Source organism: Streptomyces sp. SCSIO 75703 (assembly GCF_036607905.1).
Taxonomy (GTDB): Bacteria; Actinomycetota; Actinomycetes; order Streptomycetales; family Streptomycetaceae; genus Streptomyces.
Genome location: NZ_CP144555.1, coordinates 4,056,894 through 4,074,411 on the forward strand (window position 1 = coordinate 4,056,894; position 17,518 = coordinate 4,074,411).

Annotated in this window: 20 protein-coding genes, 1 tRNA gene and 1 pseudogene; 8 read left to right on the forward strand and 14 right to left on the reverse strand. The window is 69.7% G+C overall.

Annotated elements, in window-relative coordinates; translation table 11 throughout:
- Window positions 1–39: 39 nt before the first annotated feature.
- Together glpR and VM636_RS17870 are read left to right on the forward strand one after the other, a co-directional pair.
- On the forward strand, window positions 40–1,239 hold the full coding sequence (glpR, locus tag VM636_RS17865) for a gephyrin-like molybdotransferase receptor GlpR (protein ID WP_053914696.1): 1,200 nt from the start codon (window positions 40–42) through the stop codon (window positions 1,237–1,239).
- A 61-nt stretch (window positions 1,240–1,300) separates the two neighbouring features.
- Window positions 1,301–1,374 (forward strand) — tRNA-Ala (locus tag VM636_RS17870).
- 234 nt (window positions 1,375–1,608) lie between these two features.
- On the opposite strand, the gene VM636_RS17875 is transcribed toward VM636_RS17870, so the two are convergent.
- On the reverse strand, window positions 1,609–3,432 hold the full coding sequence (locus tag VM636_RS17875) for a hypothetical protein (protein WP_338485142.1): 1,824 nt from the start codon (window positions 3,430–3,432) through the stop codon (window positions 1,609–1,611).
- On the reverse strand, window positions 3,429–4,361 hold the full coding sequence (locus tag VM636_RS17880; protein ID WP_053914126.1) for a hypothetical protein: 933 nt from the start codon (window positions 4,359–4,361) through the stop codon (window positions 3,429–3,431). The genes VM636_RS17875 and VM636_RS17880 overlap by 4 nt, the downstream gene beginning before the upstream one ends.
- A gap of 72 nt (window positions 4,362–4,433) precedes the next feature.
- Here VM636_RS17880 and VM636_RS17885 point away from each other — a divergent pair, with 72 nt between their 5' ends.
- The 3 genes from VM636_RS17885 to VM636_RS17895 all read left to right on the forward strand — a co-directional run bounded on the left by VM636_RS17885 (window position 4,434) and on the right by VM636_RS17895 (window position 6,187).
- Complete coding sequence (locus VM636_RS17885) at window positions 4,434–4,973, forward strand: helix-turn-helix transcriptional regulator (protein WP_107091393.1); 540 nt, start codon at window positions 4,434–4,436, stop codon at window positions 4,971–4,973.
- A 344-nt stretch (window positions 4,974–5,317) separates the two neighbouring features.
- On the forward strand, window positions 5,318–5,743 hold the full coding sequence (locus VM636_RS17890) for a DUF4259 domain-containing protein (RefSeq protein ID WP_338486396.1): 426 nt from the start codon (window positions 5,318–5,320) through the stop codon (window positions 5,741–5,743).
- 87 nt (window positions 5,744–5,830) lie between these two features.
- Window positions 5,831–6,187, forward strand: coding sequence for a hypothetical protein (locus VM636_RS17895; protein ID WP_234340450.1), 357 nt, complete (start codon window positions 5,831–5,833; stop codon window positions 6,185–6,187).
- Here VM636_RS17895 and VM636_RS17900 read toward each other — a convergent pair.
- The 10 genes from VM636_RS17900 to VM636_RS17945 form a co-directional block, all read right to left on the reverse strand.
- Window positions 6,184–6,561, reverse strand: coding sequence for a hypothetical protein (locus VM636_RS17900; protein ID WP_053914129.1), 378 nt, complete (start codon window positions 6,559–6,561; stop codon window positions 6,184–6,186). The two genes, VM636_RS17895 and VM636_RS17900, sit on opposite strands and share 4 nt — an antisense overlap.
- Window positions 6,562–6,613: 52 nt before the next feature.
- Window positions 6,614–7,102: a DUF4265 domain-containing protein gene (locus tag VM636_RS17905; protein ID WP_053914191.1), complete on the reverse strand. Its 489-nt coding sequence runs from the start codon at window positions 7,100–7,102 to the stop codon at window positions 6,614–6,616.
- 117 nt (window positions 7,103–7,219) lie between these two features.
- Window positions 7,220–7,615, reverse strand: a complete 396-nt coding sequence (locus VM636_RS17910; protein WP_053914130.1) for a DUF5958 family protein — start codon at window positions 7,613–7,615, stop codon at window positions 7,220–7,222.
- Window positions 7,612–8,268 carry a Fic family protein gene (locus VM636_RS17915; RefSeq protein ID WP_338485147.1) on the reverse strand — a complete coding sequence of 219 codons (657 nt, stop codon included), beginning with the start codon at window positions 8,266–8,268 and terminating at the stop codon, window positions 7,612–7,614. The genes VM636_RS17910 and VM636_RS17915 overlap by 4 nt, the downstream gene beginning before the upstream one ends.
- Entirely contained in the window at window positions 8,265–8,870 is a 606-nt protein-coding gene (locus tag VM636_RS17920) for a hypothetical protein (RefSeq protein WP_338485149.1), read from the reverse strand. The genes VM636_RS17915 and VM636_RS17920 overlap by 4 nt, the downstream gene beginning before the upstream one ends.
- A 445-nt stretch (window positions 8,871–9,315) precedes the next feature.
- Complete coding sequence (locus VM636_RS17925; RefSeq protein ID WP_338485151.1) at window positions 9,316–9,831, reverse strand: hypothetical protein; 516 nt, start codon at window positions 9,829–9,831, stop codon at window positions 9,316–9,318.
- Window positions 9,832–10,259: 428 nt separating this feature from the next.
- Window positions 10,260–11,495 (reverse strand): hypothetical protein, encoded by a 1,236-nt coding sequence (locus VM636_RS17930; RefSeq protein WP_338486398.1) that lies wholly within the window; start codon window positions 11,493–11,495, stop codon window positions 10,260–10,262.
- Window positions 11,495–12,361, reverse strand: a complete 867-nt coding sequence (locus tag VM636_RS17935; protein WP_053914194.1) for a YwqG family protein — start codon at window positions 12,359–12,361, stop codon at window positions 11,495–11,497. The genes VM636_RS17930 and VM636_RS17935 overlap by 1 nt, the downstream gene beginning before the upstream one ends.
- Window positions 12,362–12,632: 271 nt before the next feature.
- Complete coding sequence (locus VM636_RS17940) at window positions 12,633–12,947, reverse strand: hypothetical protein (protein ID WP_338485153.1); 315 nt, start codon at window positions 12,945–12,947, stop codon at window positions 12,633–12,635.
- Between the two features lie 278 nt (window positions 12,948–13,225).
- Entirely contained in the window at window positions 13,226–13,831 is a 606-nt protein-coding gene (locus VM636_RS17945) for a DUF6461 domain-containing protein (protein WP_053914195.1), read from the reverse strand.
- A gap of 489 nt (window positions 13,832–14,320) precedes the next feature.
- Between VM636_RS17945 and VM636_RS17950 the strand changes: the two genes are divergently transcribed.
- On the forward strand, window positions 14,321–14,746 hold the full coding sequence (locus tag VM636_RS17950; protein WP_338485155.1) for a DUF4259 domain-containing protein: 426 nt from the start codon (window positions 14,321–14,323) through the stop codon (window positions 14,744–14,746).
- 111 nt (window positions 14,747–14,857) lie between these two features.
- Window positions 14,858–15,210 (forward strand): annotated as a pseudogene (locus tag VM636_RS17955) (alpha/beta hydrolase); the annotation flags it as partial.
- A gap of 65 nt (window positions 15,211–15,275) precedes the next feature.
- Here VM636_RS17955 and VM636_RS17960 read toward each other — a convergent pair.
- Window positions 15,276–15,761 carry a GNAT family N-acetyltransferase gene (locus VM636_RS17960; protein WP_030419642.1) on the reverse strand — a complete coding sequence of 162 codons (486 nt, stop codon included), beginning with the start codon at window positions 15,759–15,761 and terminating at the stop codon, window positions 15,276–15,278.
- A 67-nt stretch (window positions 15,762–15,828) separates the two neighbouring features.
- Between VM636_RS17960 and VM636_RS17965 the strand changes: the two genes are divergently transcribed.
- Window positions 15,829–16,632 (forward strand): exodeoxyribonuclease III, encoded by an 804-nt coding sequence (locus VM636_RS17965; protein WP_030419641.1) that lies wholly within the window; start codon window positions 15,829–15,831, stop codon window positions 16,630–16,632.
- Here the strand turns inward: VM636_RS17965 and VM636_RS17970 are convergent.
- On the reverse strand, window positions 16,620–17,402 hold the full coding sequence (locus tag VM636_RS17970) for a MerR family transcriptional regulator (protein WP_053914134.1): 783 nt from the start codon (window positions 17,400–17,402) through the stop codon (window positions 16,620–16,622). The two genes, VM636_RS17965 and VM636_RS17970, sit on opposite strands and share 13 nt — an antisense overlap.
- Window positions 17,403–17,518: the final 116 nt, after the last annotated feature.

A 17,518-nucleotide genomic window follows, 5' to 3' on the forward strand; every position in this document is an offset into this window, starting at 1 on the left:
GGCGGATGGCCTCAGGTAAACCCCTCTACCGTGTGAGGCGTGAGCAGCAGCGGCCTCATCTACGCAGTCATCGTCGGGGCCTGGGCCGCCTACTTGGTGCCGATGTGGCTCCGTAGGCAGGACGAGCTGAACGAGGCCCGTCCGACGGAACGCTTCAGCACCGCCATCCGGCTGCTGTCCGGACGGGCGGGCATGGAGCGCCGGTACGCCAAGGACCGGGCGCGCTCCGCCGACGAGGCGGAGCCCCCCGCACCGGCTTCCGACGCGCCGGACCCGGACCACGGGGCCGGCGCGGTGGACGTCCGGGAGTTCGCCGTGTCCCGGCCCCCCCGCCGGCCCGGTGCCCCGGTGCCCGCCGCGCAGCGGCCCGAGCCGGCCGACGCGGACCCCGCCCCCGTACGGACCACCCGTCCCGAGCCCGGCCCGCCCCGCCGCCGGGCGCAGCCCGCGGCGCCCTCGCCCGCCGAGGCCGCACGCGCCCGGCGCTCGAAGGTGCTCGCGCGCCGTCGGCGCACCACCGTGGTGCTCTTCCTCGCCTTCACCGCCGGCTCGGTCGTCGCCGCCGTCGGCGGACTCGCCTTCCTGTGGGCGCCGGGCGCCCCCGCGGTGCTGCTCAGCGCGTACATCGTCCACCTGCGTACCCAGGAGCGCCGCCGGTTCGCCTTCCAGATGGACCGCCGGCAGGCCGAGGTCGCCGCACAGCGGCTGCGGGAACGCGGGTCCCGCCGGCGCGCCCCGCTCGACCCCGCGGACGTCACCGACGCCGACGAGCCCGACGAGGAGCCCGAGGCGGAAGCCGACCCCGGCCTCTCCGCCCTCGCCGCCGACCGGCGGGCCCTGGTGGAGCAGACCGACCACGCCGAGTGGGTCGACCAGCAGCGCGAACGGCAGCGCCGCCCCGGCCAGGGCGGCGAGAGCTGGGACCCCGTGCCGGTCCCCCTGCCCACCTACGTGACCGCGCCGGTCGCCCCCCGGGCCACCCCCGACGTGGACCTGGGCGGCCCGGACGCCTGGAGCTCGGCCCGCTCCAGCGCCGTACCTCCGGAGCAGCGGGACGCGGGCGCCGGGTCCGCCCCGGAGGCCGGCCGGCCCGCCCCCTCCGCCGAGGACCGCCCGGAGGACCCGGGCCGCAGCGGCGCCCGTCGCGCCGCCTCCGCCCGCCGCTCCCGCGAACGCGGCCGGACTCCCCTCTTCGACCAGTACGAGGAAGGCGACCGGCCCCGCGCGGCCAACGAGTAGTCCCCCGGGGAAGTGATTTTTGAGCACGCCCCCCGGGGTGCTAAAGTTTCACTCGTCGCAAGGGCCTGTGGCGCAGTCTGGTAGCGCACCTCGTTCGCATCGAGGGGGTCTGGGGTTCAAATCCCCACAGGTCCACGCACGACTGTTCTTGAGTTCGCTCAGGAAGAGTTCACGAGATCCCGTCCGATCTGATTGATTGGACGGGATCTCGGCGTTTCCGGAGCTTGTTCGAGGTGTTGTCCGAACGGGTTCGGTGCCGGGAGCGGTTGCCTGGCGGTCGTCGGGCTGAAGTTTCGGGGGTGGTCCGGTGCGGGGGCGTTCTAGGACTGTCGACGGGCGTGCGTGATCCCTGCTGGTGGTGCTGAGGTCTCAGGTGGTCGTGCGGATCTCCGGACCGTTGGGTGGAGGCAGGCCAGCCGTGTCGGGTGGCCGTGCGGCAGGTCTGGAGATGGGGGCGACTTCATGAGTGGTCGCGGTCGCTCGGGCTCCGGTGGTCTGCTGCCAGGTGAAGAGGATGTGCAGGTTGATGCTGCAGATCATCAGCGCGAGCAGGATGGTCTGCGCGACCCGTCCGTGGGCGAGGCGCTTGGTGGGGTCGGAGATGTCGATGCCGTGACTCTTGGCCCTGCCGTTGAGGCCCTTGATGTTCGCTCGTTCGGGCCGGTAGGCGTCCTGCCAGGTGGGGTGGAGGTAGTGCCGGTCCTGGCGGAACTTGTCGAGCTTGCCGAGGTCACCAGGGCGGATGGTGATCGTGGGCTTCTGGCAGATGCGCGGCAACTCGCTCCTGGGCAGGGGACGCAGTCGTTCGCCTTGGGGGATCGGGACGGTGGGCTTGGCCGCAGCGTGTGCGGCGGCGGCCCGTTTGTTCGTGAGGTCGACCACGGCCGGCCGTGGTGCCGGGACGCGGTGGACCTGGTTGAAGCGGGGACACGATACGGCGGGCGAGGGCCCGCTCGCCGGGCACTGGAGCCTGATCGCGCCCCGCTCGTCCGCGGACTGCTTGAGCTTGAGGAAGTACGGCTCCCGGGCGGCGATCAGATCGTGGAGCTCGCCGCTGTCGCCGATGCCGCGTACGGCCCTGTCGTCGAGCCCGGCCGTCGCACGGGCCAGTGCGTCCGGCATGGCGGGGCAGGCGAGGGAGCCGTCGACGAGGAGGGCGCCTTGGTGGGTGCCCTGGACGCCCCGGTGCTGCTGCTTGTAGTCGAGAACCAGCTGGTAGCCCATGGTGCGGACCGGCTGGGCGAAGTGCTCGGTGTTCTGGTCGGTGTAGGCGCGGTCGGCCGCCAGCAGCCCTGCCGGGAAGCCGAACGGAGCAAGTCGGGCGAGGGAGTGGACCGCGTTCGGGCCGATACGTTTGCCCGGGGTGTCCAGGACGAGACCGAGGGCCAGTTGCGGATGGTGGCTGACGCGTTCACCGGCCTGCGGGTGTCCTGCGGGGTGGCGTCGGCTGGAGGCGACCAGAAGGCTGGCGGAGTGTCCGAAGATCCCTTCCTCGGAGCCTCCGCAGTAGTGCCAGCCGGCGGTGAGTTCGACGGAGGCCAAGCAACGTCGTTCCTGGGGCGGCTGGTGCCAGGCGGGGATCGGGGTGGTGTCGGCGGCGATGTCGCCCCGCCAGCCTTCGAACAGTCCCCGGCGGTGGGCGAGGCGGACGGTGATCAGCACCAGACGGTCACTGACCTCCTGCAGCAGCTCCCGCCGACGTGTGCGCTCGGCGTCCGTGTCCTCCCAAGCGGCTGCCACGACGTGGGCCTCCTCGGCGGGAAGCCGACGTCGCCGGTCGCAGCGAAGGGGGTCGAGGGCGGTGGTCAGCCGGTCGAAAGACTGGTAGACGCGGCGGGAGAACGCGATCCTGGCGTGGTCGTCGGCACGGCTGCCGTCCGGAACGCCGAGCCACGACCGCGCGGGGGCCCGAAGCTCATCGAGCAGCACTCTGCAGACATCCGCGAGGCTGGCGCTGCGGTGATAGTGCAACGCAAGCAGCAACCCCACCAGCACGGTCCGGACCGGGAGCCCCTTCGGACCCGGGCGGCCCTGCAACTCGGTGTCGATCAGCTCAAGCACTCCGGACTCCTGGAGGAGTGCGTCGAGCTGACCGACCTTGGAGTCGGGGGCCTGGGCGGGTGCGTCGGTGACCGGCCGCGGCCGGCACTGTCTGATCTTCTCCGGGTTCCGCCAGGCCCGGGGCTTGGTCACCTCTCCTCCGGGCCTCGCAGGAGCCGGGCCGCAGTCACCTCGTCCACGGGCGGCACCAGGTGCTGCCAGCGGGCCAGAGACGCGGCGGAAGCGAGGCCGGCCGCCTGGGCGATCAGATGGTGATCGATATGCGCGCGCATCAGCTCGACGATCCACGTCGCCCGCAACCGGCCTACCGACACCGCAGGCAGATCCCGCGGCGGCCGGTGGAGCAGGGACCAGGAGCCGATCAGGTTCTTGGAGTACTCGACGGTCCGCCTCGGCCGGAACAAGTCCCCGTCGCCCGCCCGATCTGCCAGTTCACCCAGGATCGTGTCCCAGGCGGCCCGTGCGACGAGCGGGACCAGCCGCTCGACGCCCTTGTGCAGCAGCGGTCCGTCCTGGCGCGGACGGCGCAGATCGATGCCCCGACTGGCCGCGACCTCCTTCGGCATCAGCCCCAGACCGGCACCCAGCCCCAGCAGCGCCAGCGCGTCGGTCTTTTGCTGGCGGGGCAGATGAGTCGCCCAGTGCCGCAGTCCCGCCAACTCGGCTGCCGTGTAGGGCTGGTGCGGACTCACCTCAGCGTGCATCCGGGCCGGGGGCGCCTCCCCGCGCTCACTCCACGCCAGGGCATCGCGTACGCGCAGCAGCCACGTCCGGTACGTCCGTACCGACGACGCCTCAATCTCCCCGGCCCGCGAGAGCACGAACGCGTCGATCACCTCGTTGCGCAACCACGCGTCTGCAGACCGCTCGATCCCCGCCGCCTCGGCCCACAACGCCAGTCTGCCGACGACGTGCAGCAGCCGCTCCACGTCATAGGGCACCGCCGTCACGGCCGCAGCGACGACCGACCGCACCAGCGGCGCGACCTCGGCCCACACAGGCGGAACGCTCTTGGGCCGGTAGCGGGTGATCTTCGCGGACGTGACGGGATCAAGGATCACGGTCCATGCATACCGGCTGGACAAGCAGCCATTCCACAGCTGATCAATTTCAACGGACAGGATGGTGCGCGCATGGTTGGCGGACGCGCCCGCGCACGCTCCCCCAGGGAGCTGACCGACAATCCGGAAGCCTGGCCCGAACAGCCGAGCACCGATGCGGCCGCCGAAGCGGTACGCTACATCGCTCGTACTCTCGCCCTGGTCCTGGACGGCCGGGGCCTGAGTCTGCGCGCGACCGCCGCCGGCTCCGGAGTGAACAGGCAGGCCGTAGCTGACCTTCTCGCGGGACGGTCCCGGCCGGACGTGGCCACCGTCGCCCGCCTCGCCCACTTCACCGGCGCCAACCTGTGGCCGGACTTCATCGCCCGACCAGCCCCCGCCAGCAGCACCAGCATCCGCTCTCGCGCCTCTTCCCACTCCAACGGGCCGCCAGACGCCGCCCCGCTGGAAGGTACTTCTGCATCAGCAGGCCGGGAATCGGGGGCAGGGGGTCGTTCGGTCACCGGTTCGTCCGCAGGGGCTGCCAGCGGCTCCTGCATGACGCCGTCGTCCTGGTCGGCGTACTCCTTGCCAACCAGGGACAACAACGTCTCCCGCGTGATCGTCAGGTGAGCCAGCCGTTCCTCGGTCACCGCGATCTTCTCGCGCAGGGAGGACAACTCTCCACGCACGACCGCCTCTTCCAGAGCAAGACGCTCGAACAGCGACGTCATCGCGGTCCGCCCTCTCCCCACCGGCACTACGGCCCCAACGGCAGTCGGAGCCCGAGCCAAACGTAGGGCGAGCCGCAACAAGATCGCAGAGCGAGACCGCAGATATCCCCAACCGACCGCACGCGTTCGCCTTCCGCTCACTCAGAATCGGTGCGGGATCACTCCTGTCCCCGTTCAGGCAGGGCTCAATGTCAGTGGCTGCTGTCAGGATGCCCGGAACCGGCCACGATGCAGGAGGGCAACATGGGCACTTGGGATGTCGGCCCCTTCGACAACGACACCGCAGCGGACTTCAGCTACACCCTCGACGAGGCAGCTGCGGATGCGCGCGCGGGCATCATCCTCGGCACCCTCACACGCGTGATCGACACAGCCGGCTACCTCGAAGCACCCGAATCCGAAGAAGCCGTCGCCGCAGCCGCCCTCGTTGCCGCGCAGTGCCCCGAGGGTGAGCCGACCGATCCCGTCTACGGCCCCGAAGAGCCACTTCCCGACCTCACCGGCGTGCGCGACCTTGCCCTCCAGGCCCTCGACCGCGTCATGACCGAGCCGTCCGAGCTGATGGACCTCTGGGATGAATCGAATGGCGGTCCCTGGCGCACGCACATCCGCAACCTACGGAACGTGCTCACGCCACAGCCTCCCGGCGAACAGCTCAGCCTGATCTGAACCACCGCACCCTCTACGAGTTATCCCCGAAAGGTCACCATGAGCTGGGACGTGCTCCTCCTCCGCCTGCCCAATGACGTCACCTCGGTGCAGCAGATCTCTGACGACTACGCCCCCGCCCCGCTCGGCAGCCAGCACGACGTCCTCGCAGCCATCACCCAGGCCATCCCCGACACCGACCTTTCCGACCCCACCTGGGGCGAACTCCTCGGCCCCACCTGGTCCATGGAGCTCAACATCGGCACAGAAGACCCAGTCGACTCGATCATGCTCCACATCCGCGGAGGCGGCGACGACGTCCTCACCCCTGTCTTCCGCCTCGCAGGAGCCCTACGCTGCAAGGTTCTGGACTGCGCCGAAGGAGACCTGATCACTCCACTAGAAACCTCCGGATGGTACCGCTTCCAGCAGTACCGCGACCGCATGCTCCGCTCCCATCGCTAAAGGCTGAGGCGCGAGGACACACTCTCCGTGACGGCGGAGGCGATCAACGCCACGAGATTGTCGGTCCAGCAGTCAGACTCCTTGGTCGCGACCTCGACACCGCAGCCGCTGCACACAAGGTTGGGGCCGTCCTGGCCGGCGAGTCCGCAGCAGCCAACGAGACGCCGAGAATCGGGGTGCAGCGCAGTCCCCGGAACGTCATCCGGGTGAAAGATCAGCAGACTGGCGTCGAAATTGACCTTGAAGGTCCCCGGGGCCATCCGGGGCGAGACGACCTCATGGCCCACCGGCCGCTCCGGCCCCCTCAGCGGTTCCCCCGGAGCCACCTCCCTTGTCAGGAGCTGCTGACAGCTGACGCAGTGAAAGGTGGTCATAGCGTTTTCCTCCTTGCCTCCGCACGAAGAGAGGCGCGAGCCGCTATGGCAGTCACGCAGCTGCCGTGGCCTGCCACACGGCGGTGACACACCCTTCCTCCCAGTGCCACCACCCCTTGGCCTCTCCATGTTCCAAGAGCTTCCGAATCCGAGGCAGGTCCGCATCCGGTGGCACATCGAGCGCCACCATCCGGAACTGCTCGATACCCTCGCCGGTCGTGCCGAGCCGGTGAAAGGTCTCCAGCACGGTCTGCCGAGCGGCAGCTGAGCCGCCGTCCTTCATGACGATCAACCGGATGGTGCAGTTCTCTGAAGCCTGCACCGTCTCGCCAGCCCAGCGGACGCCTTCATCATCGAGCTCCACCCGGATGATGTCGTCGCTGGCGACTCCGCGTACGAACCAGGGAGTGTTGTCCAACCGAACGGTTCCGTCGCCGAGGTCCACCGCCCACAAACTCTCCACGCTCGCCGGCGGCCAGCCGTCCTCGTCTACCTCCAGGCGGAAGTGGACCTTCACGTGGTCGTCCCTGATGCTCGTCACCGCACCATCATCCACAGCCACCGTCGTCGTGGGAAACGATGGGAGTCCTGGTAGGACTGATCCATTCCTCAGGAACGCTCAGGCGTGAAGTGCCTTCAGAGCCGCGGTATTCGGGTTTCAGGCGACGGACAATCTGTGCCACCAGTGACTGCAGCCGTCGGAGCAGAAGCGCTCACGGCGTCGCGCATCGGCAATCGTGAGCACCGCGATCAGCAGCCTGAAAGCCTTACGACGTTCGTCGAGGGGGGCGAGACCGGCAATCTTCCCCAGCTGCTCGTCGATCCGGCCTCGTGAGATCAGCACTGCGGGCGTATGGGTCAGGCGCAGCCCGGCACGGCGGATGGCCTCCTGCGCGTCCTCGGCGACAGCGCGCGCCTGGACGCAGTGATGGCGCAGGAACAGCAGCGCCTCGGACTGCTTTTCCTGGCCGAGGCTGTCGAACCATTCGATGCCCTCTGACATCGGGCGCAGCCCCTGTGCGAGCTCGTTGAGCAGGACGTCGCGTTCGTTCATGACGGCCTCCCGTGGGACGGACGCCGCTCCGCAGCGGTGATCAGGACTCCGAGCAGCCTTGCCAGATCGGCCGCGCCTTCGGCGTCGTCGGCCCAGCGGGTGGTCTGCAGCGGGTGAACCTGGTCGAGGAGGACGCCTTCGCGTGCAAGGACGAAGGCCAACGCCAGCATGGCCGCGCGGGCATTGCCGTCCTCGAACGGATGGAAGAAGAGGACGTCGAGGTAGGCCCGGGCAGCACGTGAGGGGAGGGGCAGATTCGGTAGAACGCTCTCGGACAGACAGTGCTCGAACAGCGTCTGCGTATCGGGTGCAAGACCGTAGCGCTCCCGTCCGCCCTTCGCGAAGGCCGGCATCGTGCGGAAACCGACGAGGTCGTGGCCCAACACGGTCCGCTGCCACTTCGCCATCAGGGCGAAGGCCAGCGGCCTGCCCTGCTCCGCGTCGGCAAAGGCCACGTCGAGGGCGGTCAGAACCCGCGCGGTTCCCCCGCTGTCACGTCCACCTCGCGTTGCCATGAAGAAACTCCGGAAGCCGTCGCGGGCCGGTGCTCCAGAGACAGGGGATGCGCCGCGCCAGGACGGCCAGGAGATCTCCGGGCGGATGAGCAGCCAGTCGGCGAGGCTGTCCTTCGGTTGGCCGGACCCGGAGGTCATCTGATGCCGCCCACGCCTCTGGCGAACCGCGAACTCACCGCGTCGACCACCGGAACGTCAGGCGCGATCCAACTGCCGAACCGGCCGCCGACCGCGTTCTCGACGATCTCCTCGGCCTGGCCCTCGTCGATGCCGTTGTAGGCGAGGAACCATCGGAGTACTTGCATGCAGTGCCCGTACCAGCCGCTCTCGGCCTGGGTGCGGTCAGCCACCACGGTGACCAGGCGCGTGCACGCCCGCTCCCAGTTCCAGAGGTCCGCCGAAGAAGCCGCGGTGTTCTCCGGCGGGGCCAGGGCCGCGAACCGCTCTGCCAGGTCCTCCAGCCTGCCACGCCATTCCCGAAGGGCCTCGACAACCAGCGGGGCAGCCGCATCCGGGGTCGTCACAGAGTCGGATGAACAGCACCAGACCTCGACGACGCCTCCGTCGACGTCACCCTCGCCGACTGACCAGTTCCATCCGCAGGCCCATCGGCTGTACCGGCTGGCCAGGAACTCGGTGACGGGATCCAGCGAACGCCAGCGATCCTCGCGAGCGACGTCAGCGTTGGGCAGCAAGGGCGCGACAAGGCTCGCCAACTTCTCCGCCGCATCGTCGTCCATCTCGAACGGATGCTGAGCCGGATCCACATCTGCCCACGTCAGGGTATGTGCTCACAGTTCACTCACCGTCTCACTCTGCCTTGCGTGGCCGCCCTGACTCCACTCCATATCGTGGGGTCGCCCCATCAGCGGGAAACGATCTTCGGCTAACTGGGAAGCGATCTTCAACCGCCTCTGTCCCGCCTGGTCAGGCGTACTCGTGAACAGTCCACGCACGACTGCTCCTGAGCTAGCTCAGGAGCGTTGACGAGATCCCGTCCGATCGAAAGATCGGGCGGGATCTTCGTCGTTTTGAGGGTCGTTCGATGCCTGTTCGGGGTGGTGGATGGCGGCGTATCGGGTCTGGCGGGTTGCTCGGCAGGCGCCTCACCGCTGCCGGGGTATGCGAACCGACCCCGGTCGCCCGGGGCTGGTGGTCGTGATGTGTGGCTGTGGCGCCGCTCGTTCAGAGGTTGGTCGGGGGATGCCGTCCCATGTCGAGTAGTGCGGGGCTGGACGCCTGGTCGTGATCTGGGGCAGCAGGAATGGAGTCGAAGTCGGCGTCGGAGAGTCGGCTGCCGGTGCGCTCGTAGAGCCAGGTTTCCAGGATGTCCAGGTTTCCGATGGCCAACATGATCGCGATCAGGATCGTCTGGGCCACCTGGCCGGGTGCTCGTCGGTGCATCGGGTTGCCGATGTCCAGGTAGGCGCCCTTGAGGCGGCCGTTGAGGCCCTCGTTGTGGGAACGGATCGGCCTGTAGATCCGATCCCAGGCGAGGCTGAGGTAGTGGCTGTCCTGCCGGAACTTGGCGATCTTCAAGTCTCCGGCCGCGTCGACGGGGACGCTGATCGCGGAGGCCCCGCAGTCGGCGGGCAGCGCCTCCTTGCCGGGAGGGCCCGTCCACTCTCTGTCAGGGAGCTGGACGGTCGGGCGAGCCGAGGCGTGGCTGGCGCGGGAGCGGAGAACCGCCAGTTTGATCACGGTCTGATGCGGGCCCGAGGCGGTCGGTCGAGCAGGGCGGAGGCGTTCTCGGCGTGGACAGTTCACCGAAGGGGACGGCCCGGCCGCCGGGCGTACTTCGCCGACTCGACTCGGAGGTCCGCGAGTTCTGCTTCGAGCTCCGAGATCCCCGCCAGCGCCCGATCGGTCTTGCCGGAGTAGATCCCAACAGCCGTCCGCAACCCGGGAGTCGCATCCGGCTCGCTCGCCTCTGTGCAGTCCATCCGCCCTCCTCGGCCCTCCCGCATGACAGGACAACGGCAGTCATCGTGGGGAATGCCCGTCGCGCTCGGCAGCTAAATGACCAACGGAGTCTGGCAGTTGAGGCGCGACGGAGCGGGAGCCTGATGTCTGGCGTCCCTGACCTGCGTGACTGCGACGCCAGTCGTAATGCTTAACACCGTGAACAATTACGGCAGATCAGGCTCTGCCACGATTCCTGACGTCACGTCTTCGAGGACGAGGCCCGGAAGGATGGCCAGTCCCAGACTCTGAAGCTCCACGTTCGGGCTGGCTGCCTTCTCTGCAACGCGGGGCGACCAGGAGGCCAGCCCGTCCAGTGCAGGCACCAAGCCTTCTCGATCGTCACTGAGCAGGGCTGCCACGAGCGACACGACATCGGCGCGGGAGTTGCCTGCTGGAGTCGGGAGAACGGCCAGCCCTGAGAGTGCGCGCTGGTCACGAGAGCCACAGAGCGCCGTGAGGGCGGCGAGAGCGAATCGGACGGCGTCGCTCTCGTTCTCCCAGCGGGACAGCAGTCTCGGCAGCTCGCTGCCGATGGCCCGCCGTGTCAGGTACTCAGCTGCAGACTCCTCCCAGCCACCCCCGAGTGCGGTGATGCGATCGGCCAGTGAGACCTCTGCAGCCGGCCCCGAAGCAGCAAGCCGCAACAGGTCGCCGAGCAGAACCAGCCGGCTGCCGGGCGCGACGCTGTCGTCGCAGACCAGTTCCGTGAGGAATGGGACAGCCTCGACGGTGGCGTCGGTGCAAGTGCCTTGGTGGGCCACGGCATCCGCGAGATCGCCGAGGAAATCGCCCGTTGACCCGTAGGGCTCGCCGAACGCGAACTCCTCGTCAAGCAGCCACCCCACGGCATCCGGAGCATCCTCCGCGCTGCCGTACATGCGCTCTGCGACCGCCACCACGGCCTGGACCAGCACTGCGGGATCACCGACCTCACTGCTCTTCCACGGTGGTCCGGCCGGCGGACGCACGGGATCCTTGGGTAGATGACTGGGAAGGACGACGTCGGCACCGGCCCGCTCATGGACCAGACCGTCCCGTGTGAAGACACCTTCGAGAGTCGCAGCATGCCCCTCGCTGTCCCCCTGATGAAAACCGCCATGGGCACGGGCAACACGAGCCACCCGAATCCGCTCACTCCGAAAGAGCGGCTCGAGAGCCATGCGCTCGTACCCGCTGTAGACGGCCAGCGAGAAGACCTGCCACCAACCCTCCAGCTCCGGGTCCATCGACGGCTTGCCGCACCAGAAACTCGACGGAACGAACCGGAAGTGATCGTGGACGCGCACCGCCGTCAGACGGTGCCCCATCCCGGACAGCTCAGCCGCAGCGGCGCGGGCAGCGTCCTCGCTCGGCAGGCTCAGCGTGTACTGGACTCCCCAGGCGGGAGGTGCCGCGCTCATCAGCAGCACTGCCAGGTGAACATCGCCCGCTCGAAGCGCCGCTCGGCCAGGTCTTCCGGGCGGATCAGCCAGTACAGGGCTCCGGCATCGCCCCACATCATGTCCGCGGCGTCCTCGCTGTCGAACTGGGCCAGCAACACCCAGTTGCTCGCCTCCTCGGATAGACGCGGGTCGTCCCAGGACACCTCGCCGCCCAAAACCGCCTCCGCGATCTCGATCTCCACAGGGTTCTGAACAGAGTGAGCGTGGCCGCCGACCTGATGTCCCACCTCGTCGTCGAACTCCCACAGCGCCTCGAGGAACTCCTGCGCGCAGACGGGGTGGTCGTACCGGTTCCCTAGCGGGGCGTCTGGGGCGAAGGCGGCCCGAACAGATGGATGCCAAGGCTCGGTCGCAGTCATCTCCACCCGAGCGGTCAGTGGCACCACCGGGTACGGCTTGAGCCCGGCAGGCGCCCCACGCTCTGACACCTCCTCGTCAGCCCCCACGTAGAGCACGCGGGCGCCCGCCCAGCTCTCCCGGTCCTCAGCAAGAACGAGAGCATCGCCATCGTCCAACTGCCCATCGAAGTAGAAGAACAGCAGCGTCCCTGTCGCGGGCAGGTCGATGTCCAGCGCAGCCGCCTGGAGGCGCGTGCAGTCGATCGAGGCGATGAAGGAGAGTGGACCGTGACCATCCCATGCCGGCCACTCTGCGGAGGCTGGCAAGGCCGGCAGGCCGCCAAGATGGCCGACCCCGTCGTCAGAGCCAGCCGCTATCTCAAGACGCACACCAGGGCGAAGCAGACCGAGCCACTTCTCGGCAACCTCAGGCGATAGATGCTGCAGGGCGAGAGAGTGCAGGGCATCTCGGGAACCATGTGTCATGCGGCCGATCATCCACGGCGCCACCGACAGCTGGCCCGGCAGTCCCTCCCGAGAGCAGGCGTAGCCGCACGTCCGCGACGGTCTGATCGGTGGCTCGCATTGATACCGAGCCTGACAGAGGCTTGCCCCATAGCGGGCGACAGCGCGTAACCACCTTCGTTATGCAGTCGCCGCGATGCCACATCTCAGTCACCACGCCACTCTGCCGCGTGGAGCCTCTGCAACTCCAGCCAGTATTGGGCGGACTCCGGCACGGCGAGGAGGCCCTCGCTCAGCCTGCCTCAGGATCGACGGCCGCAGGAAAGCGCAAGCGGTCCAGAAGCGTGTCGAAGAGCTCTTCCGCGAAGGTCTCCTGAGAGCGCAGGACCTTCTCGAACACGGTCACGTCCGCGCCGACACCGACCCCCGCAGACCGAGCCCAGGACAGAGCCTTGCGGGCGCCGACGGGTACGGAGGCATCCAGCTCGGCCAGTGGACGGTCCAGCATCTCTGCCGCGATCGGGAGATTCAGCCACACGTCCCACTCGTCGCCACCAGGCTCCAGACCCGACACCAACGCGACGTCACTGTCGTGCACGGACGCCACACAAGCCGGAGCTCCTGTCCACTCGACTACGGCGCGCAGGACGTCCTCGGCCCCGTCGGGCAAGGTCCCGTGGAACTGCCACATCTGCCACCCACCGAGCCGCGTCCACCAAGCGGTTATGCCGCCCTCGTCGTCCTCTTGAGCACCGCCGAAGACTGGGGCCTCGATCAGTGGACGCTCACTGCGGCCGAAGACCAACTCACCTGAAAACCCCCTTGCTTTTCCTCTCCATCATCGTTGCCCGCACGATAGAGGCGACCTCTGACAACGAGGGGCGGTCAGCGGATCTTTACCGTGGCGCAGGTGAACCTCGTGTCCTGGAGCAGCGTGGGAGTGATGGCGACACCGGTCAGGTGCTCGGCCAGGGCGAACGCCGCTGGCGCGGACAGATCCGTTTCCGGGTCGTCATCGTCGAGGCGGAAGCCGATTCTCTTGATGACGGCGAGGAGTCCGTCGGGATCGGCGCCCCAGCGGTCCTCCGGGAACATGGGGTCGAAGCACAGCCGCAGCACCTGGTCCTCTGCCCAGAGGAACGTGCTGACGGCGTTGATGTTGGTGAAGTGGGAGATCCAGCTTGTTCCGGCGGAGGCCGGCAGCGCTTGTTCTTCGGTGACTCCGAGGTAGCCGTTGGGTTCGATCAGCAGCGTCCAGGTGCCCACGGTCGTCATGGCGATCAGCTGCCGGTCCCCGTCCTCCTCGTCGTACTGGGCGAAGGTGGCGTCGACGACTGCGGCTATGCCCTGCAGGGGAGCCTCCGGTCGTGCTTCGAGCCGGGACATCAGCTCAACGGGCGACGGATCGCGCACCAGGGTGAAGCAGTACGCCTCGGCGATGTCTGGAAAGTCGTCCTCGAACCATGCGTAGTCCGCTGCGGTCTTCGTCATGCCGCCCATCCTTGCCCCTGCGTCTGACAGCGGGCGGCGCCCGGTCGTAGGCGGGGTGGGAAGCGATCTTCGTAGGTTTCTGGAGTGCCTGGTCAGGCGTACTCGTGAACACCCCACGCACGGCAAAGCCCCCACCGGGTTCATCTGGTGGGGGCTTTGAGTTGTCGTCCGGCGGAGGGTGGTGCGCGGGCGGGCGGGTGGTGTGCCGTCAGTCTGCCGGGGGGACCGGGCCCGGAGCCGGGGGCACGGTGCCCGCGATCCCGGGCCTCGGCGCCCCTGGGGGCGGGGCCCTGACCAGGGCGCCCCCACCTGGATGTTCACCGTGACCACCTGCCCGCCCGGTCCCGCACCCGCTCGGAGACGTCGCGGTGGTCGCGGGCCACCACGAAGACGTCCGCCGCGACGGGCGGTTCGGTGGCGGGTGGCGAGGGGTGTTGTCGGTGGCGGGTGTCAGGATGCGTCGAGTGACGGCGTGATCCGGGAGGAACCATGGGTACGTGGGACAGCGGCCCCTTCGACAACGACACCGCGGCGGACTTCTGCGGTGGCCTCGACGACGTGGCCGCCGAGGAGCGGGAGGGCGTGATCCGGGCCGCCCTCGCCTCCGTGACCGGTACCGAGGGCTACCTCGACGCCGAGGAGGCAGAGGTGGCCGTGGCCGCCGCCGCCCTCGTCGCCGCGCAGTGCCCGGGGGGCGACCCCGTGCGTTCCGCCTACGCGCCCGAGGAGCCCCTGCCCGACCTCACCGGTCTGCGCGGGCCGGCCCTGCGAGCCGTCGACCGGGTCGTCACCGAACCGTCCGAACTGCTGGAGCTGTGGGAGGAGTCGGGCGCCGGGCCCTGGCACGCGGTGATCCGGCGGCTGCGGAGCACGCTGCTGCCCGAGCCGTCCGGCGAGCAACTCCGCCCGCGCTGACCGCTCCGCGCCCCGTTCGGAAGGCTTCCGATGAGCCGACGTGCTGCTGCTCCGTCTGCCGGGCGGAGTGACCACCCTGGGCCGGATACCCGAGGACTACGAGCCTCCACCCCCACCGGGCGGCTGCCCGGCTGGCTCGGCGAGCGGAACCTCGACGTCCACGCCGGGGAGTTCGAACGGACCGGTCTGCCCGGGGCGCTGAACCGCTACCGGAACATGGACCGCGACTGGGCGGACCCCGCCGCCTTCCACGGCGCCCCCTCACGCAGCCGTCCCCGTTCCTCGGCGGCGCCCGGGACGCCTCCACGACCTGGCTGGCCGGCGCGATCGAGGCGTACCCCGTCACCCTGCCGGGCCTGGTCACGTCCCGCGTCCTGGAGGGCTGCGGCCACTGGATCCAGCAGGAGCGTCCCGGGGAGGCCAACCGCGCGCTGACCGACTGGCCCGCCACGCTGCCCGCCTGACGTCACCGGGCGGCTGGGGCCACCGTCCGTCACCGGGCGGCCGGTCGCCCCGGCGGGCGGCCGGGTCAGGGGCGGGCGAGGGTCTTGGCGTAGCAGAGGCTCTCCTCGTGGTGGCGGTAGTAGCCGAACTTCTCGCAGGGGGCGTAGCCGCTGGAGGCGTACAGGGCGACCGCCTCGGGCTGCTTCGTGCCGGTCTCCAGGACCATGCGGACGCGGCCCGCCGCGCGCGCGTCCTCCTCCAGCAGTGCCAGGATGCGCCGGGCCAGGCCGCGCCCGCGCATCTGCTCGATCACGAACATCCGCTTCAGTTCCGCGTCCCCGTCGAGGTTGCCCTCGTCGTTGGCGTCCTGGCCGCGCCAGCCGCCGGAGGCGACCGGGACGCCTTTGTCGTCGTACGCGAGGAGGTACAGCCCGTGCGGCGGGGCGAAGTCCAACGGGCTCAGGTGGGTGGCGTCGCCGCCGTCGCCGTAGCGCACGTCGTACTCGGCCTGTACCTCGTCGTTGAGCTTCAGCGCGTCGGGGTGGTCGAAGGGGACCGGGCGGATGTCCATGCTGCCTTCCGTGGGTCGATGCGGTCCCGGAGCGGGACACCGTCCAGTGTGCCGGTATCGTGCCGGGATGCTCACCGTGACCTCCGTCAACGTCAATGGTCTGCGCGCCGCCGCCAGGAAGGGCTTCGTGGAGTGGCTCGCGGACACCCCTGCCGACGCGCTGTGCCTCCAGGAGGTGCGGGCCGAGCCGCACCAGCTCCCCGAGCACGTCCGCGCCCCCGAGGGCTGGCACGTCACGCACGTCCCCGCCGAGGCCAAGGGCCGGGCCGGCGTCTCCCTCTACACCCGCCGCGAGCCCGACCGGGTCCGGGTCGGCTTCGGCTCGGCGGAGTTCGAGAACAGCGGCCGGTACGTCGAGGCGGACCTGCCCGGTGTGACGATCGCCTCCCTCTACCTGCCCTCGGGCGAGGTCGGCACGGAGCGGCAGGACGAGAAGATCCGCTTCATGGACGCCTTCCTCGGCCACCTCAAGGAGCTGCGCGAGCGGGCCGCCGCCGACGGGCGCGAGGTCGTCGTCTGCGGCGACTGGAACATCGCGCACGAGCAGGCCGACCTCAAGAACTGGCGCGGCAACACCAAGAACTCCGGTTTCCTCCCCGAGGAGCGCGCCTGGCTGAGCCGTGTCCTCGACCCGGCCGACGGCGGGTACGTCGATGTCGTGCGCGCCCTGCACCCGGGCGTCGAGGGGCCCTACTCGTGGTGGTCCTACCGGGGCCGGGCCTTCGACAACGACACGGGCTGGCGCATCGACCTCCAGGCGGCGACGCCGGGTCTCGCCGCCCGCGCCGTCAAGGCGTACGTCGAGCGGGCCGCCTCGCACACCGAGCGCTGGTCCGACCACGCGCCCGTCACCGTCGTCTACGACGTGTAGGGCTCCCCGCGCGGGCCCGCGTCCCCCGCGGACCCGCGCGGCGCGCTCCCCGGGCCCGCGTCCCCCGCGCCGTCCCCCGGGCCGCCTTCCGCCCCCGGCCGGTCGCCGCCCCCCTCGCCCGCCGCTCCGTCCGCCCGCCGTATCCGGCGGTCCAGGGCGAGGGAGAGTTCCGCCTCCACCACGCTGCGGGCCAGGGGGCGCAGGCGGTGCAGGTCGGGGTCGGGGGCGTGGCGCAGGACCAGGTCGGCGAAGAGCGCGGCCAGGGCGTCGGCGTGCTCGCGTACCCGGCGGCCGGCGCCGAGCACCTCGGCGAGGGGGATGCCCTCGCGGACCAGGGCGGAGGAGACGTCCAGGAGGCGGTTGCTGATGTGGACGATCTGGTCGCCGTCGGTGCCGACGTACCCCAGTTCCATCGCGGCGGCCAGGTTCTCCGGGGTGACCTCGCCCTCGAAGCGCGCCGCCAGTTCCTGCGGGGTGAGGCGGACCGGGGTCTCCTCGGTGGGCTCGCCCACCCCCAGCAGGTCGCCGACGTCGCGGCCGTGGTCGAAGGCGTCGGCCAGCTCCGCTATGCCGTTCAGGGTGTGCCCGCGCTCCAGCAGCGCCGCGATGGTGCGCAGGCGGGCCAGGTGGTGGTCGTCGTACCAGGCGATGCGGCCCTCGCGGCGGGGTGGCGGGAGCAGTTTGCGTTCGCGGTAGAAGCGCAGGGTGCGCACCGTGACGCCGGCCAGCCGGGCCAGCTCCTCCATGCGGTATTCGCGCTTCTCGGTCACTCCCCGACCTTAAGTCGTACCGCCGGTAACTTTCCTCGTCCCGCCCCCTACCCATCGGTACGGCGCTGTTCTACGCTCCCATTGCGCCAGTGTTCACTGGCGTGGTTCCGGCGACG

What these genes read in the sequence shown, in the direction of transcription:
- VM636_RS17885 (WP_107091393.1), top strand. Translation starts at nt 4,434, where the DNA reads ATGGTTGGCGGACGCGCCCGCGCACGCTCCCCCAGGGAGCTGACCGAC.
- VM636_RS17890 (WP_338486396.1), top strand. Translation starts at nt 5,318, where the DNA reads ATGGGCACTTGGGATGTCGGCCCCTTCGACAACGACACCGCAGCGGAC.
- VM636_RS17900 (WP_053914129.1), bottom strand. Translation starts at nt 6,561, where the DNA reads ATGACCACCTTTCACTGCGTCAGCTGTCAGCAGCTCCTGACAAGGGAG.
- VM636_RS17910 (WP_053914130.1), bottom strand. Translation starts at nt 7,615, where the DNA reads ATGAACGAACGCGACGTCCTGCTCAACGAGCTCGCACAGGGGCTGCGC.
- VM636_RS17915 (WP_338485147.1), bottom strand. Translation starts at nt 8,268, where the DNA reads ATGACCTCCGGGTCCGGCCAACCGAAGGACAGCCTCGCCGACTGGCTG.
- VM636_RS17920 (WP_338485149.1), bottom strand. Translation starts at nt 8,870, where the DNA reads ATGGACGACGATGCGGCGGAGAAGTTGGCGAGCCTTGTCGCGCCCTTG.
- VM636_RS17930 (WP_338486398.1), bottom strand. Translation starts at nt 11,495, where the DNA reads ATGAGCGCGGCACCTCCCGCCTGGGGAGTCCAGTACACGCTGAGCCTG.
- VM636_RS17935 (WP_053914194.1), bottom strand. Translation starts at nt 12,361, where the DNA reads ATGACACATGGTTCCCGAGATGCCCTGCACTCTCTCGCCCTGCAGCAT.
- VM636_RS17945 (WP_053914195.1), bottom strand. Translation starts at nt 13,831, where the DNA reads ATGACGAAGACCGCAGCGGACTACGCATGGTTCGAGGACGACTTTCCA.
- VM636_RS17950 (WP_338485155.1), top strand. Translation starts at nt 14,321, where the DNA reads ATGGGTACGTGGGACAGCGGCCCCTTCGACAACGACACCGCGGCGGAC.
- VM636_RS17960 (WP_030419642.1), bottom strand. Translation starts at nt 15,761, where the DNA reads ATGGACATCCGCCCGGTCCCCTTCGACCACCCCGACGCGCTGAAGCTC.
- VM636_RS17965 (WP_030419641.1), top strand. Translation starts at nt 15,829, where the DNA reads ATGCTCACCGTGACCTCCGTCAACGTCAATGGTCTGCGCGCCGCCGCC.